The organism is Lysinibacillus sphaericus, assembly GCF_005217585.1.
Classification (GTDB): domain Bacteria; phylum Bacillota; class Bacilli; order Bacillales_A; family Planococcaceae; genus Lysinibacillus; species Lysinibacillus sphaericus.
The window spans coordinates 455,838-472,818 of the sequence record NZ_SZPT01000002.1; the positions used below are offsets into that span (position 1 = coordinate 455,838).

The 16,981-nt window shown below is 36.9% G+C and carries 16 protein-coding genes; 3 read left to right on the forward strand and 13 right to left on the reverse strand.

What is annotated here, in order from left to right; all coding sequences use genetic code 11:
- Positions 1-43: 43 nt before the first annotated feature.
- Entirely contained in the window at positions 44-982 is a 939-nt protein-coding gene (locus FC748_RS07875) for a stalk domain-containing protein (protein WP_024363636.1), read from the reverse strand.
- Positions 983-1,106: 124 nt separating this feature from the next.
- Positions 1,107-2,876, reverse strand: a complete 1,770-nt coding sequence (locus tag FC748_RS07880; protein ID WP_108030947.1) for a glycerophosphoryl diester phosphodiesterase membrane domain-containing protein — start codon at positions 2,874-2,876, stop codon at positions 1,107-1,109.
- A gap of 325 nt (positions 2,877-3,201) precedes the next feature.
- Between FC748_RS07880 and FC748_RS07885 the strand changes: the two genes are divergently transcribed.
- Positions 3,202-3,411 (forward strand): hypothetical protein, encoded by a 210-nt coding sequence (locus FC748_RS07885; protein ID WP_024363634.1) that lies wholly within the window; start codon positions 3,202-3,204, stop codon positions 3,409-3,411.
- A 27-nt stretch (positions 3,412-3,438) separates the two neighbouring features.
- Here the strand turns inward: FC748_RS07885 and FC748_RS07890 are convergent, their stop codons facing one another.
- The 11 genes from FC748_RS07890 to FC748_RS07940 form a co-directional block, all read right to left on the reverse strand.
- Positions 3,439-5,022 (reverse strand): amidohydrolase, encoded by a 1,584-nt coding sequence (locus tag FC748_RS07890; RefSeq protein ID WP_108030948.1) that lies wholly within the window; start codon positions 5,020-5,022, stop codon positions 3,439-3,441.
- A 13-nt stretch (positions 5,023-5,035) separates the two neighbouring features.
- A complete protein-coding gene (locus tag FC748_RS07895) occupies positions 5,036-5,587 on the reverse strand; it encodes a biotin transporter BioY (RefSeq protein WP_025219337.1) in 552 nt (183 codons plus the stop codon).
- A gap of 136 nt (positions 5,588-5,723) precedes the next feature.
- Complete coding sequence (locus FC748_RS07900; protein ID WP_167492656.1) at positions 5,724-6,392, reverse strand: TIGR04104 family putative zinc finger protein; 669 nt, start codon at positions 6,390-6,392, stop codon at positions 5,724-5,726.
- Positions 6,379-6,894, reverse strand: coding sequence for a sigma-70 family RNA polymerase sigma factor (locus tag FC748_RS07905; protein WP_024363630.1), 516 nt, complete (start codon positions 6,892-6,894; stop codon positions 6,379-6,381). The genes FC748_RS07900 and FC748_RS07905 overlap by 14 nt, the downstream gene beginning before the upstream one ends.
- Before the next feature lie 317 nt (positions 6,895-7,211).
- Positions 7,212-8,660 (reverse strand): tetratricopeptide repeat-containing diguanylate cyclase, encoded by a 1,449-nt coding sequence (locus tag FC748_RS07910; RefSeq protein ID WP_024363629.1) that lies wholly within the window; start codon positions 8,658-8,660, stop codon positions 7,212-7,214.
- 304 nt (positions 8,661-8,964) lie between these two features.
- Positions 8,965-9,207: a hypothetical protein gene (locus FC748_RS07915; RefSeq protein ID WP_227665434.1), complete on the reverse strand. Its 243-nt coding sequence runs from the start codon at positions 9,205-9,207 to the stop codon at positions 8,965-8,967.
- Positions 9,197-10,261 carry a LolA family protein gene (locus tag FC748_RS07920; RefSeq protein WP_108030950.1) on the reverse strand — a complete coding sequence of 355 codons (1,065 nt, stop codon included), beginning with the start codon at positions 10,259-10,261 and terminating at the stop codon, positions 9,197-9,199. Before FC748_RS07920 ends, FC748_RS07915 begins: the two co-directional genes overlap by 11 nt.
- On the reverse strand, positions 10,258-11,706 hold the full coding sequence (locus FC748_RS07925) for a sensor histidine kinase (protein ID WP_108030951.1): 1,449 nt from the start codon (positions 11,704-11,706) through the stop codon (positions 10,258-10,260). The genes FC748_RS07920 and FC748_RS07925 overlap by 4 nt, the downstream gene beginning before the upstream one ends.
- Positions 11,703-12,401: a response regulator transcription factor gene (locus FC748_RS07930; protein ID WP_025219332.1), complete on the reverse strand. Its 699-nt coding sequence runs from the start codon at positions 12,399-12,401 to the stop codon at positions 11,703-11,705. The genes FC748_RS07925 and FC748_RS07930 overlap by 4 nt, the downstream gene beginning before the upstream one ends.
- A gap of 160 nt (positions 12,402-12,561) precedes the next feature.
- Complete coding sequence (locus FC748_RS07935) at positions 12,562-13,578, reverse strand: inorganic phosphate transporter (RefSeq protein WP_024363624.1); 1,017 nt, start codon at positions 13,576-13,578, stop codon at positions 12,562-12,564.
- A gap of 15 nt (positions 13,579-13,593) precedes the next feature.
- On the reverse strand, positions 13,594-14,214 hold the full coding sequence (locus FC748_RS07940) for a DUF47 domain-containing protein (protein WP_025219331.1): 621 nt from the start codon (positions 14,212-14,214) through the stop codon (positions 13,594-13,596).
- A gap of 383 nt (positions 14,215-14,597) precedes the next feature.
- Between FC748_RS07940 and FC748_RS07945 the strand changes: the two genes are divergently transcribed.
- Together FC748_RS07945 and nhaC are read left to right on the forward strand one after the other, a co-directional pair.
- Complete coding sequence (locus FC748_RS07945) at positions 14,598-15,368, forward strand: sulfite exporter TauE/SafE family protein (protein ID WP_080653353.1); 771 nt, start codon at positions 14,598-14,600, stop codon at positions 15,366-15,368.
- A gap of 143 nt (positions 15,369-15,511) precedes the next feature.
- Positions 15,512-16,888, forward strand: a complete 1,377-nt coding sequence (gene nhaC / locus FC748_RS07950) for a Na+/H+ antiporter NhaC (protein WP_108030952.1) — start codon at positions 15,512-15,514, stop codon at positions 16,886-16,888.
- The last annotated feature ends 93 nt before the right edge of the window (positions 16,889-16,981 follow it).

Sequence of the window (16,981 nt, forward strand, 5' to 3'; positions counted from 1 at the left end):
TAAAAAAACCCCTCCATTGTACTTTGGAGGGGTTTGGGACATGTTATTGCATTAATTCTTCAAAAAATTCAATAGGTACATACGTTTTCGTTGGTTCTAATAACGCAGGTGCTACTTTAAAGTAACGAAGTGCTTTATTGTAGCCGTATGCTTTTTCACCACGTGTAATTGTGTAGGATAGCGCCCCTTTTGAAACAATAGCGCCAGTACCTGTTGATTCCACTTTAAAGCCTAATTCTTCTGCAATTAGACGTAATGGCACCATTGTTGTACCATCCACTTCATAAAAATCTGTTTTAATAATTTCTTGTACTGCTGCATTAGCTGAAGCTTCCTCTGTTCCTTCACCTTGTTCTTTCGCTGTAGCATCTAACACAATGACTTTTGTTGGCGGTGTTTGTGCAGGAATACTTCTTGTTGTAATTGTATAGAACACAAGTAAATGTTGTTCGGCTAAATCTTTAGCTGAGACTTCTTTAGCTGATTGGCTTTGGATCACCGTTTCTTTGCCAACATTTAATTTTAAACTGTTATCCGTATTGACTAAATCCTTATTGAAAAAGTCAACAGTGACACTACCCATTTCCTTTGTTTCCACGATTATAACTTCTGGATTATACTGTGGTGGATATATCATCAGCATTGGCTTATTTGCATACGTATATGCTGTTACTTTATCACCTTTTTGTAGCTTTACTTCTTTTCCCGTATTATCAAAAATAAGTGTGTCCTTATTTACGACAAAGACGTTCGTATTTTCGCCATCTTTCGTTGTGTAATACGTTGCATTATTACGTTCTTCCACGCTTTCAATTGTACCGGCTACTTTAATAAAAACCGGCTGCACTTGTGGCGTTTGTTCATCCTGTTGGGCATTTGTGACAACTGCTTCTCCTTCATTTGCTGATGCAGTTGGAGCGATTGCAACGCCCCCTAATAATAATGCTGTCATTGCAAATGGTACGACCTTTGTCATTTTCATAAAAAATACATCTCCTTCATTTCACGAGTTCATTGAAGTAGTCGATTGTAAAAGGAAATGGTTACATTATTACCATATTATTTTCAAAAAAATTTCAAAAGAGAATAATTGCCACTTCACAGAGCTAAAAGATGAATGATAATCGATTTAGGACGCGTTGTAGAAAGTATTGCTGTTCACTTTGTTTTGCTCTTATCTCTAACGCTATATCTGGATGATCTGTAATTACGCCCGAAACGTTTTTCTCAATAAATTCCTGTAAAGAACGATCCTTATTTAAAGTCCAGATAAACAAATCTAGATGTTGAGCATTGAGTTCTGCAATTAAGCTCTCGTCCACCCACGATGCTTCTAACGCAATGAAATCTACAGTTAAATGATCCATCGGTCCAATATTCAGCGCATAAACAATTCCTACACGCAAATGAGGTGTTATATTTTTAAGTTGTGTCATCAATTGCGCATCTGAGGACTGTACATAGTACGTATCAAGCACTTTATAGGCGCGTAACTTTTCTACTAATCGAGGCAATAGGTCTTCTCTTTCTTTCCCATGTACTTTTAACTCAATTAATAATGTAACATCTAGCGCCTTGGCAATTTCGATAAAATCATCCAATGAAGAAATTTTATCGCTCATCCCATTCTCATAAATTGTAATGGTTTTTAATTCACTTAGCGTCATATTGGCAATAACCCCATTTTTCCCTGCTAGACGCCTTAATGTACGATCATGAAAGACCACAAATTCTCCATCTACTGTTTGCTGAATATCTAGTTCAATTAAGTCTGCACCTGCACTCGCTGCACTAACAAGCCCGCTAATTGTATTTTCCACATTGCCTGCTGTATAACCACGATGTGCAATAATTTTAGTATCTGGTGCGTACACACTTTTCTCTAACGAAAAAATATTGATTATGCTTAAAATTGAAAAAATAACACAAAGCACTAATGGCAAAGGAAAATAGTGTTTGTTTTGATAAGCGTTTCTTGTTAGAGCCAAAACACGCGTATTATACGTAATGGCAACCATGACTTGTGAAAACATAGCTTGCAACAGACTAAACAGCACAATAAAGGCCATTTCAAGAAATGCCAAAGTAAATCCTGCTGTTAACAGCGCTGTGCTTGGCATAAATCGTTCCAGGAAAAATAGTGGTAGTATACCGACTACTGTTACAACGATTAAAAGTAATAAATGAATCGTTAAAACCATTGCCAATAATACAAGTAGTTTAAACAAGCCCCGTCTTGAAAAACGCCAACTTTGGAGAAATGATTGCCTTAGTGAAATTTTTGGCTGTATTGTAAAAATAGGCAATGTCAACATACTCCTTATTCCAACCATCACTAAGATACTAGCAACAGCAGCATACAGTATTCTACCTGTAGGTGTACCCATTATTTCATTTGTCATAAAGTGTGGAATAGCTATCCCCTGTGTTAGCCAAAGAGGGAGTACAAATGAAGCTAATGGCAATAAAAGAGCTATATAGACAATTAAATAAAGAACTTGTAAGCTATAAAAATAAGAAAGTTTTCGATTTAGTTGTTGCCACATTGTCAAAAACCGATAACGAGTACCCCTTTGCTGATTAAAAGCCATTATAAACAGAAAACCCATCTCATAGTAAATAAAGAGCAATACGACCATTACTAAAAGGATCATTATCGCTATGACAAAGGGGTGCATTAAAAAACTTTGTAAATTTTGTTCCGTTATATGCGTGTAGCCCGTTACATTAAGCATTACATTAAAAACGAGTGTTGACACCGGTATTGCTAGTGAAAATTGAAATACACGAATCATAACGAAAACCCGTATATAGTCGATACGATACGTATAAATGTTATAGATGGCTTGTCGCATAATTTGACGAGCTTTTTGCATTCCCTCACCCCAGTTTCGTACTATCCCATTCCCTGATTGACAATTTGCTATCCGTTTTAAGTTATTTCTTCTTACTAACGTATGATAGATATTGTAATTCAATTTACTCTCAACATAGAAAATGTTATCCAATACGGCTGTATGGAATGGCACCCAGACTTTTCATGCGACTTGTAAGCGCATTTAAACATCTGCGGCATTTTATTTATGCCTTTATTTGAGGCAATTGTCATATTTGTATGCAATGTTCGTTAAAAAATTGAAACTTTTTACTTGCCCATCCAGTAAATACAGATAGCAAATAAAATTAGGAGGGGAAATCCAGTTGCAACTACATATTGGGGACATCATTAGTACTATTTTTATTCTTCTCATTTTTCTTGCTATGTTTTTCGTTATGATAAAAATGATTAAAAATGTAAAGTCAACAGCCGTCCTTCCTTCTCGAGACACACTACAACAACATGTGGATGAACTGACAACACGTGTCCGAGATTTGGAGGAACAAGTGCACAATTTATCAAAAAGACAATAGGAGAAACATCAAAAAATCGTTGTGTGGCTATGCCTCACAACGATTTTTTGTCTGTTCATAAACGATACGACCATCGACAACTGTATATGCAACTTGAATATGTGGGATTTTTTCAATATCAACTGTAAAAATATCATCGTCGAACACGGTAAAATCAGCACTAAATCCTTCTTTTATCTTACCTCGCCTATGCTCCTGACCGATGATTTCAGCAGACCCAACTGTATACAAACGCACCGCTTCAAAGCGCGAAATTTTCTCCTGAGGACCAAAGCCTTCATGACTCTCTCCAAAATTTCGTCTTGCCACGGCAGCATAAATTCCGTATAACGGATTCGGCACTTCAATGGGTGCATCACTACCTCCTGCTACAATCAGCCCTCTATCTAAAAGAGATTTTAGTGGATGTAGACCTTGTGAACGTTTCTCACCTAATTTTACTATTTCAGCTAAATATTCGCCTTGTACAAACTGTGGTTGCATATCTACGGCTATCGGTAATGCTGCCAACTTGTCTAAAATCTCTTCATCAACTAGGCTACAATGAATTAAACGATCTAATTGCCCCTCAAGAGGTGGATATGCCGCGAAAACATTTAGTATTGTCTCAATGGCTAAATCTCCGATTGCGTGCACAGCTACTGTTTGTCCATAGCGCCGTGCAAGTTGCACATATTGCTCTAATTGTGCTGTCGAATGTACAAGTATGCCATAATTATCTGGATCATCACAATAAGGCTCGCGCAGTGCAGCAGTATGGCCACCAAAAGCACCATCGACGAATATTTTCATAGCACCAAATTCCACATACGGCGTGGATTGTTCCTTTAACAACGCAACTTCCTCAAAAACGGAATGGTGCTGTAATAAATGCACTTTAAAAGATTTTTCGGCATCCACAATTTTACGAAAAGCTTGAATTGGTTGACTCGGTGGCCCAAAGTAGCTTAAATCTTCTGAATGCCCTCCAACTAAACCATAAGATTGAAGAGATGCAACAGATTTTTGAAGCGCTTCCTCTATATATGCAGGCGTATAATAAGGCATGTTGTTAACAATCAAGTACAATGCTGTATCTTTTAAAACTCCTGTTAATTGACCTTGTTTTTTTTCAATAATGCCACCTTCTGGAGAAGGTGATTCATTAGTAATCCCTGCAAATGCAAGTGCTTTAGAATTAGCTAAAATTAAATGATGGCAGCTTCGTTTAATAATTAAATGGGCTTCACCAAGTGCGTCAAGCTCCGACAAAGTTGGAAAAATGGGCTCTGTATACGCTGTTTCATTCATACCAATGGCAACAACCCATTGCTCTGCAGAAACGCCTTCCATACGCGCACCAATGATATGGAGCAGCTCATCCTTACTAGTTACGTTTGAAACATCTATATGCAGTAACTTCTCTCCATAGCCAATAATATGTAAATGGCTATCGACAAATCCTGGGTACATAACGTTCCCTTGCAAATGCTGGATAGTAGTTGCCTGTGGTAATAGGGTATCTACCGTTCCTACTGCCACAATTTTCCCGTCCTTCTCAAGAACAGCTTCAACTGTTTCACCAGCTCGTTCCATCGTATAAATTGTTCCACCTGTCCAAAGCGTTGCCATCCTTTATAACCCCCTATGCTACTGCTTCAATTAAATGTGCACTTACTAAGCGTCGACGTACAACAACACCAAGCCATGCAGCAAGTACTGCTTTCAGAACACCCACAATAATAAATGGTGCGGCTCCTCCCATAAATGCTGCAGTCCATGTTAAATCACCAACAATTTTTAACCATACTGTACCGAATGCCAATGTTACAACCATGCCGATAATGTTGGCAATCATTGCTTGTACATAAGTAATACCAAATTTATCTAAGTATACCCCCATTAAAACAGCCGCTGCAAGGAAGCCTACAATATATCCGCCTGTTGGACCTATGATAATACCATATCCCCCTGACATACCACTAAATACAGGTATTCCTGCTGTGCCAAGTAAAATATATACAAGTACAGATAGTGTACCAAGCTTTGTACCTAATATTGTGACAACTAAGCCTACTGCTAAAGTTTGTCCTGTAATTGGAATCAATGGTAGCGGTATCGTAACCTGTGCAAGAACTGCGATAATAGCCGCTCCGAATGCCGCTAACACATAATTGTAAGTACTACTCTTCTTCAAACGAAAATCCCCCTTTAGTTAACCTATCTTTAAAATAGGTTAACCAAAAGATAAAGCAAATAAAAACAGTTGTCAATCGATTTTGACAAATTCATATAAAAAGAGACTTTTATATTTCGTATCGTCCTTTAAAAACTTACCACAAGGGTTCATTGCTAGGGTCATCTTCCTGTAGTTTTATGACAACAGGAATTAAAATATAAAGATAAATGGCTACACTTACAATATAAAAGCTAATACCCATTAAAAGATTACTAAAGAAATAATTGATAAAAACCATAAATGGTATAGGTAAATTAGTGAATGCGTTTAATTGTACCGACTTTTTTGTGCGGTAATGTACTTTTTGACAATGTGGACAAGACATTTGTCCATTTTTCCAATAATATTTTCGGACTAGCTTAGCCGTCCATACTTCTCCACACGCCAAACATACTGGCAAACCATATCCTTTTTTTAGCAATATACGCTTGATCCACAATGCGATAGTGACAAATAAACTTAAGAGCACTAGTCCTTTTATCCAATCATGTTCTAAAAGCATCCATAAGCTCCATTTATTTGTCTCTTGCTGTAAAGCCGCTCCTTGCATTGTCCTTGTAGGATGTTCCGTTTTTAGTGTGACAAGGACGCTAAAACCAATGGCAAGCAATGTAAATGTTGCTAACACAATACGATACTGCCGCTGGCTATTCTGTTTTTGTCTATTTCTCCCCCTAGCTTTTTGTGCAATCTGTTGCTTTTTTTCAGCGGACAGCTTTACATGCTGTAGCTCATTTAACACGTTTTTTTTAAATTGATTCATAACGTAACACCTCCCAATCATCGTCACCAATTATTGATGCTAGTTGTTTTCTTGCCCGCTGTAACCTTGTTCGAATCGTTGCTTCTGGGCAACGAACTAGCTTGGCAATATCTACAGTGGTCATTTCCTCAAAATAATAGAGAATTAGTACTTCTCTGTATGGCACTGATAAAGTGAATAAAGCTGTTACTAGCTCCTGTTTAGTCGTTTTAGCGAGCAATTCTTTTTCCGGCGTAATGGTCGTTGCGCGTCCTATTATTTTCTCAAATAATGACAGCCGTTTGCTTTTCCAACTGCGTAAATAATCATGACTGCGATTGACTGTCATTTTGACCAAATATGTACGTAAAGAGGATTCTTGTCGAAACTGCTGTTGCTTTTGATAAAAGGCAATAAACACATCTTGAACTATGTCCTCTGCAGTTGCTTCATTCTTCACATATAGATAGGCAACCTTCAGTAGATAATCCCCGTGCTCTGCAATTATTTGTTCAATCTCCATTGCTGCCTCACCTTCTTTCTACACTACTGACGTTTACCAAAGACCTTCCGATTCACGATTGATAAAAAATTTTTTCTCTTGTTACTGACGTTAACTCTTGATTACTTACTGCTTAATTGGTTTGCAAGCAAATGGTAGCACGTAAAGCACACTGTACTACACTCAACTTTAGTTTTTATGTCAACAAAAAATCCGCTCACTTTTTATGGACTTTACAAAACCTTACACCTACTAGTAAGGTATTACATTGATTTGTCCTTTGAAAGGTCACGGATGTTTATACACGATTGAAAGTACAGACCAGTAAATATTTTCCTTTATTTACTATTTCCCGCATCGTTATATTGGTTATAGAGTGTTATTTGGTTACGTCCATTCCGTTTTGATGTATAAAGTGCACTATCAGCATTATGGATTAATTGTTCGAGTTGCGTAATATAACCATGTTCATTCGTGCTTACACCTATACTAAATTCTAATTGCACGACAGCTTCATTGACTGTCAATGCCAGTGAAGTTAATGAATGATATAGATTTTGAGCTATTATAGAGATTGACTCCCCTTCTCTTAGATGGAGGAGAACAATAAATTCATCACCACCAAAACGTGCGACAATGGATTCGTACGGTTGAAAAAACTGCTGCAATGTGGTCGCTGTAATGGATAATGCATCGTCTCCAAATAAATGACCATTTGAATCATTGATGGATTTAAAATGATCTAAATCAATCATCAAAAGAGCAAGTAGCTTTTGATTGCTTGCTGCACTTTTCACCATTTCTTTCGCCTGTTCATCAAAATAACGTCGGTTATAAATATTTGTAAGCGGATCTATATAGGAAGTTCGCTCAAAGTGTTTTTTCTGATCGTTATACTCCATTTCGAATAGTACCTGAGTATAATTCTCCCTTTGTATTTCTAATAAAATATTAATATATTCCTTTTGTACAGCGCTTAAAATAATTTTATTCCCTTGTTCTTCAATAAGCTTAACTAATGAATTGTAAATTGTCTGTAACAAAGATAGATCATTATTTTGCAATGCATAATGCTTTGATTTTTGATACATATCAATTGCTTCACCAATACGACCCTGTTTTTCATATAGTAGTGCTTGCGCATTAAACACCTCTAATTGTGCCTTATTATAAGGAGGGTCTTTTATTGTCATCAATAATTCCTGTAAGAGCGTATTCGCTTCTTCAAATTCCTCCAGCCAAATATGGGCAATAGCTAAATTAGTCTTGGCATGTATAATACCCTTATAGGGGGAATCGTGCTTCAAATCAAATTCATTTGTATAGAATAAGCTTTTTAAGGCAAGTCGCTTTGCCTTTGCATATTTACCGAGTTCAATTTCTAAACCACTTAGATTGTTATAAATTTTCCCCATGCTTTCAATATGTTGAATACGCTCTGCAATTTCTAGCCCTTTCATTAAAAGCTCTTCGCATTTTTTTTGTTGTCCGAACGTTCCCCAATAAATGGAGGCAAGTGAATAATATTGAATGACGTCAATATCATTCCCATATAAAAAAGTCAGTTCGCGGTATTTTTCTAATAAATTGATGGATATTTGTAGATCGCCCACTTGATAATAGCTCATACAGCTATAGCGCAATAGATGCATTGCCTTATCATACAACGCTAGTGCATTGGCACTTTCAATAGCGGGACTGCTTAACTCAATATATTCTAAATAGCGATTTGCACTATATAATTCATTTAGGGTAATCCATAGTTCTTCAAATTCTTGTAAATCCATACCGCATCCTCCTTTTTCTTTTCCTACTCCCTTAATACTACATTCGCTTCTAAAATATTACAATTCTTTATCCTTATTTATTTTCTATCATATGAGTAATTTAACCTAATTTAGGAATTTAAAAAACAAGCCTCTTTAAAAGAGACTTGTTTTAATTTATATATTTTTAACATTTTCTATTTTTAGCTCTTTCTTAACTTAGTTAAATTTCATCGGACTCCTGCGTATGAAACGAAAGTGAACGCCCCTAACCATCCAATAAAAAGAGAAAATCCACTTCAAATAGTAGTGGATTTTCTCTTTTTTAGATAAATCGTTTAACGATCGTCTCATATATTGCCACTATGAGTATGCCACCGAGTAACGGAATAAGAGAACTAAAGCTAAAATAAAAACCTTCATTATTGTATTCACCTAGAAATTGAAATTGTAGCCATGGAACGCTATACGTTTCACCAACACCGTATAAAAAACCAGTAGCAAATAAAAATAATGCTATGCACTTTATAAAATTCGCCTTTTGCACACCGTTCACCTCACTGAACATTGGTCATTTCCTCGGCATATGCTAAAATTTCTTCTTTAGTAAATTCAGGATTTTCACTTATAATGTTATATTGGTAGCCATCTTCAGACCAAGAAATAACAAAAAGTTCTCCTAAATCCATGCATGTGCCTTTTTTGCCTCGTACTTGGATTTCTTCTTCATTCCCAAGATTACCAAATTCCTCATTACTAACTTCTTTAAGAACTGAAACTGAAAATGCAGGTTGGTCATCTTTTTCAAATTCAAAAGAAAATTCTGGGCGCTCTTTCACTTTCATATCGACGATTGTGGATATGGACAAGCCATTTACCTCAGGTACCATTAAAAAGTTACCCAGTTGTTCCTTCACCTCTTCGATTGTTGCCGTTGATGTTTGATTTTGGGGATCTATTTTTTCTACCGTTGCATCTTTTGGAATATCAAAAGTAAACAATTTCTCCTCCATTTTCTTATTAACATCGAGCTTAGAATATTCTTGCGTCGTCACATTGCCTGCGTTCGTCGTAATTGTTTTTAACGTCAACCACGTTTTTTTATCAATCCATACTTCAACATCACCTAATAATGTATTCTTTTTTTGTGCTTTCGCTGTAATATGATAAGTATCTCGACCAGCAATTGATTCTTCTCCAGCAATGGTTATATCGTGAGAATCCTTTACTAAGTTTAATAATACTTGGGCGCTGTCTTTTGCCGATTGCCCCATAAAATCTCCTAATTCTCCATTTTCAAATGAAATAATCGTTGCCTTGTTTTCTTTTTTACTATAGGAAATAATTTGTTTACCGTCATTAACAGCAATAACATGATCGCCATCAACAGACATCTCAATCCGACGTTTGCCATCCTTCATCCATTCTTTTACGTTAGCGACTCCGGATTCATCTATATCCAAAGTATATTCTCCATAATAACTTGCTAGCTCTTGTGTTTCTTGTAATGATTGGTCTATAATCTCTTGCGGGGAATAAGATGTCTCTGAATTACAACCAACTAAACTCAATGTCATCAGCGTTATAAGTCCCCCAACTCGTATTGTTTGTTTCCAGTTCATTTGTCATTTTCTCCTTTGTAAGGCGGTAACCAACACAGTACTGCTGTGCCAACTCCACGCTTGGATACCATATTTATTGTTCCACCATGTTTTTCAATAATTTGTTTCGCTATGCTAAGGCCTAGCCCTGTGCCTCGTTGCCCTGTCTTTGTTCGGGCATGATCTGATTGGTACAATGGTTCAAATAATTGCTCGATTTCTTGTTCACCTACACCTGCTCCACTATTTTGCACAACTAAATACATGCCGCTTTTTTTTGTGAGCGCCTCGTTCACAAAATCAAAACCCCAATCGAGTTTTTGATTGCTGATAGCTGCTAAATAAATAGTCGTGCCTAAAGTGCCAAAATGAGTTGCATTACTCATCAGATTGTCAATCACACGTTGCATTTGTGAGGGCTGAACAGCAAAGGTACCCTCTACATCACAAAACGTTTGCAAGGATAGCCCTTTACTTTGACAAAGTGGTTCATAATCCGAGATTGCCATATCAAAAAATTCCTGTCCTTCTACTGGGACCAGTGTTACATCATAGGTTGTCGATTGAAGCAACGTGTACATAAGTAAATCTTCTAGCATTTGCTTCATATCCATTGCCTTTGTTAAAATCACTGCCCGATATTCTTCCTGCATATGCGCAGTGAGGGAAGCATTTTGTAGACTCTCTGCATATGCTTGAATTGCTGTTAAGGGTGTCTTTAAATCATGTGAAATACTGGCAATCATCAGTTCCTTCTGCTTTTGCTCATTTTTTAAATGGACACGTGCGACCTCAATTTCCCTTTGCATACTTAAAAAAGTATTTGTAAGCTCCCCGATTTCATCTTTTCTTGTAGCCATCACAGCGTCAACATGTTGTCCCTTCCCAAATGCATCCATTTGTTGCATTAATGCTTGTAACGGTCGATGTAATTTACGGTTAAGCAACAAAATGACTGCTGTATAAACGGCTAGAAATAACGTAATCGCGCTCGCTATCACGAGCCATGAACGCCTCTCTACACCTTGAACCCAGTCCTTTCTGATAAGTTGAATTTCATAAATGCCAACTAAATCGCCTTGTTGAAAAACGGGTTCCTTATATGTAAACGCATTGTATTTTTGCTGTAATACATATAAGTTTTTTAACACATTTTCTCTTGAAACAAATCCGGAGGTTAACGGATTAGATGAATAATAAACAAAGCCAGATTTTGCGTATAGCGTAATAGCTAGTTGATCACTCGTAAGTACTTTTACTTGTTGTATATCTGCATCTTTGGCATATAATGTTGGATCGTTCAGGACCGACTTGACATCGTTTAGTGTCGTCCATTTCTCAATATATTCTGCAAAGCTTTTATCATGGTAATAGGCATTGATCCATATATATAAGCCATACGCCCCGCCAATTGGCACAATCATCACAATAAAAAACATCATCAGTAGCCAAGATTTTATTTTCATAACGGTTCTCCTATGAAGCGATAGCCCTTGCCCCAAACTGTTTGAATATAATGTGGTGTTTTAACCGGATCCTGTAATTTTTCTCGTAATGCTTTAATATGCACAGTGACTGTATGTGTCTCGTCTACACTCGCTTGTTGCCAAATATGCTGATATAACTCTTCCTTTGAAAATAGTTGGCCTGGATTTTTAGCCAATAGCTTTAACAGGGCAAACTCTTTTTGAGTTAAGGCTAGTTCTTTGTTTTCCAGTGTTGCTAGTTCTTTATGCCAGTCAATTGCTAAGCCAAATGTAAATGTAGCGACATGTTCTGTCACTTCTATTTTCTTATAGCGTTGCCATCGACGTAAATGGGAGGCAACACGTGCCTTTAATTCTGCCAAGCTAAAAGGCTTTGCTAAATAATCATCAGCACCTTGTAAGCCTTCCACTTTATCAGCCTCGTCTTTACGGGCGCTCATCATTAAAATGGGCACATCACTTTCCCAACGAATATTTTGACAAACAGTAAGGCCATCCATTTCAGGTAGCATCCAATCGACTAATACTAAATCAAATGGTTGCGCTTGAAAGTCTGCTAGCCCTTCTAAACCTGTAGTTGCCCATGTGACGAAGTATCCCTCTTGCTCTAGTGTATCTTTGACGATACGACCTATTGCGTGATCATCCTCTATTAGTAATAGCTTTTCATTCATCGTTTTCCTCCTGTTACATAACCTTACTATGGATTGATGTATTTCTTCTGAACTTTATACTTTCTTTATAATTACCATAGATGGACTCACATGTATTAACAAGGGCAAATTCAAAGCAAAGAAAAAAGAATGCACATAAGTTGTGCATTCCTTCACTATTTTAGAAAAATAAGCTTAAAATAAAGTAAATTGTAGCAGCCATCACGGCAGAGATTGGCATTGTAATTACCCAAGTCGTAACAATTTTACGTGCCATACCCCATTTCACACCTTTGACGCGATGTGCAGTACCTACGCCCATAATAGAAGAAGAAATTACGTGCGTTGTCGATACAGGTAAATGAATTAACGTCGCACCAAAGATGATCGAAGCAGATGCTAAGTCCGCTGCTACACCATTCACTGGGCGTATTTTCATAATTTTACCACCGACTGTTTTAATTATTTTATAACCACCAACCGATGTTCCGAGACCCATCGCACAGGCAGCTGCAAAACGAACCCAAAACGGAATATCGTCACCTTGGTGTAAACCACCTGCAATTAATGCAAGGGTGATAATCCCCATCGCCTTTTGCGCATCGTTCGTACCGTGTGTAAATGATTGCAATGCCGCTGTACCGATTTGCATCGTTCGGAAGCCTTTATTTGTTCGATATAAATTCATATCTTTAAAGATTACTTTAAACAGTGACATCATGAAAAAACCAGCTACAAACGCAAGTAATGGAGAGAAAATAAGCGCCTGAAGGATTTTAATAAAGCCTGTGTAATTTAGAATATCAAATCCTGCCGCAGCAATTGCCGCCCCTGCAACTGAACCAATTAAAGTATGGGACGAACTAGACGGTATCCCAAAATACCATGTTAATAAATTCCATGTAATAGCTGACAGTAAAGCTGCCAAAATAACCACTGACCCTGTAATATCACCGTCATACGTATTTAGTGTAAACGGGTCAACAATATCTTTCGTTAATGCTTTCGCAACTCCAACAAATGTAATAGCTCCGATAAAGTTCATTACCGCAGCCATGTACACAGCAGTACGTGGCTTTAGGGCACGCGTTGATACAGATGTTGCAATAGCATTGGCTGTATCATGGAAGCCGTTAATAAAGTCGAACACAAGTGCGAATATAACGACTAATATTGTTATCAGTAATATTGTATCCATTTAGTACACTCCATCTTACGCATTTCGCATAATTATTGTTTCGATTGTATTCGCTACTGTTTGACAACAATCTGCAATATCTTCAAATTGTTCGTAAATATCTTTGAATACGATAATGCGCATTGGATCTTTTTCTTGAATAAATAATTGCTTCATAGAAGAACGGAATATCTCATCACATTCACGCTCATAGTCTTTAATTTGAATGGCATGTTTACGCATTTCTACAAGCTTTTTACTATTTAGTAGCTCCATTGCTTGTACCATTTCATCTGTACTTTTAGCAATGTACGTTAGGAATTGACGCATCGGCTCTGTTACTTCTGTTAAGTTGTACATATTAAAATGGGCAATACAGCCTTCCATCCCGTCAATTACATCATCTAATTTATTTGCTAGCGCTAATATATCTTCTCGTTCAATAGGTGTCATAAATGATTTATTTAGCATAACAATTAGCTCATGAATCAGCTTATCACCGCTTGTTTCATATTGTTTCATTGTATCGGCGATCTCTTTTAATGCATCGATATCATGAATACGCGCGTTATGAGCGAAGTAAATACCTTCTTTCACATTTTGAGAAATTTTTAATAAAGCCTGAAAAAATGGATCTTGCTTACTTGAGTTGAACATTATGTTCCTCCTGTTGAATAAATATTGTCGATTTCTGCAACTATCATAACAAAATCTTTACATAATTCTACATAACTTTAAAGATAAATAAATTGAATTTACAATAATGTAATATTAAAATTGCCATATTTCATTCAAACATACGTAAACAAGTTACAAACGTTGGAAATCTTCTAATAAAAAGACGTTTTTTGCTGTTGAATGTAACGTTTTTTCTTTAATTTTTATAAAAATACTTGAAAAAAATTTTTTCTTATAATTTTACAATGTAAAGGAATTGTAAATTTTAAATCCACAAAATATACAAACACCATTGTTATTTTTAGCCATAAGCAGTACGCTTACAAGAAAACATTGTATGATGCAAAAGGATGGTTATTTTCATGGATATTCATTTACTTTCACTTAGTACATTATTAGTATTTGGCTTTATCGCATCCTTTTTAAATGCCATTGTTGGTGGCGGAGGCTTGATTTCTTTACCAGCATTAATGGCGGTAGGATTACCACCAAGTACAGCCATTGCAACGAATAAACTAGCGAATACCATCAGTAATGGCACTAGCATGCTGACTTTTTTGCGGGCAGGTAAAGTCGATTTTAAAAAGATTGGAAAAATCTTACCTTTTATTTTTTTAGGCTCTTTAATTGGTGCATACACTGTGCACCTTGTATCACCTTCGATTTTAAAGCCACTTATGCTTGTTATGCTCGTACTAGTCGCAACTTATACAGTTTTAAAAAAAGATTGGGGACAACAGCCAAAGCAACGTATGTTAAGTATAGGAAAGAAAATAGCCTTTCTTTGTGCGTTTACGGTGGTAGGCTTTTACGATGGTTTTTTTGGCCCAGGGACAGGTTCTTTTTTTATTTTCATCCTTTTAATGATGGGAAATGATTTTTTGCAAGCTGCTGGGAATGCAAAAGCATTTAATTTCACATCGAATTTGGCTGCACTTGTAATGTTTTTAGTATTAGGACAGGTCAATTTTTTATATGGCTTGCCAATGGGCTTCGTTATGATATTCGGTGCTATTTTAGGGTCTAAATTTGCGTTAACACGGGGGACGAACATGATGCGTCTTATTTTTATTGTCATGACGTGTATCTTAATTATCAAAAATGCATGGGATTATGTTGCGCATTTTAACTAGTAGATAGCGAGAAAATATCGCTATCTTTTTTAACGGTCTATATAGACAGAATTTTCAATCAATTGACAATATTTATAAGCATGCTATAATACTTTTGGGCTTCACCGCATTGAAGCGCAGAAGTAATTGTTAGGAGGATTCGTATGTTTCGCATTGAAGCAAAAAGTAACCCTCGATTTATTGAGGCTTGCTTCATTACACTTTTAATTATTGCCACAATGGCCATTAGTATTGGCTATTTAAAAGCAACGCCACATATCCCCATTATTTTAGTAATCTCACTTTTAATTGCCTATGGACTATTGAAAAAAGTACCTTTCCGTGAGCTTGAATCTGGGATGGTTGCTGGTGCCAGTGCTGGTTTAGGTGCTGTCTTTATTTTCTTCTTTATCGGTATTTTAATTTCGAGTTGGATTATGGGCGGCACCATTCCAACACTGATATATTACGGTTTTTTAACTGTTTCACCTAGCTTTTTCTTTGCCATTGTTTTTCTTATTTGTAGCATTGTCGGGATTTCCGTTGGTAGCTCTTTAACAACAGTTGCGACAGTTGGCGTGGCCTTTATGGGAATCGCTGGCGCAATGGATATTTCGTTAGCCATCACGGCTGGTGCTATTGTTTCCGGCGCCTTTTTTGGCGATAAAATGTCACCGCTATCTGATACAACTAATTTAGCATCGGGTACAGTAGGTGTTGATTTATTTGAGCATATTAAAAATATGGGTTGGACGACTATTCCTGCCTTTGTGATTTCGTTTGCTTTGTATGCCTTGTTATCACCGTCTGGTGCCAATACTTCTTTTGAAACGGTTGAACAATTTAAAATAGGATTACTTTCTACAGGTCTTATTCATTGGTACACATTACTACCAATCGTTGTTCTGGTTATCATGACCTTATATAAAGCACCTGCTCTTATTACACTTGCAGTGGTTTCAATCGTTGGCGTTGGACTTGCTTACATACAAGAACCACTGGCCCTGTCCCACGTATTTGACATGCTGTTTAATGGCTATGTATCCGATACAGGAATTAAAGACGTAGATGCTCTGCTTACTCGTGGCGGATTGAATAGTATGCTCTTTACAATCGCTTTAGTATTACTTGCACTTACAATGGGCGGATTATTATTTACACTTGGTATTATTCAAAGTATTTTAGCAAAAATTGAAAGCTTATTTACAAGTGCTGGCTCCGTTATTACGGGTGCTGCGCTAACAGGAATTGGCGTCAACACATTAATCGGTGAACAATATTTGTCCATTTTGCTTACTGGAGAGGCATTTAAAGCGCAGTTTGCAAAGGTTGGACTTGCGCCGAAAAATTTATCGCGTGTCATGGAAGATGCAGGTACTGTTGTGAACCCGCTTGTACCATGGAGCGTGTGCGGAATTTTTATCGCTAGTGTACTAGATATTCCAACAACTACTTATCTACCATTCACCTTCTTCTGTTTGCTTGGTCCAGTTTTAACAATACTATTTGGCTGGAGCGGCAAAACGCTCACAAAGCTTTAATTATTGATATTACCTTAAAAGAGTCTGCTCGTTTACTACGAATTACCCGTAGAGCGAGCGGATTCTTTTTCTTTCTATCATTCCAAATTGGAA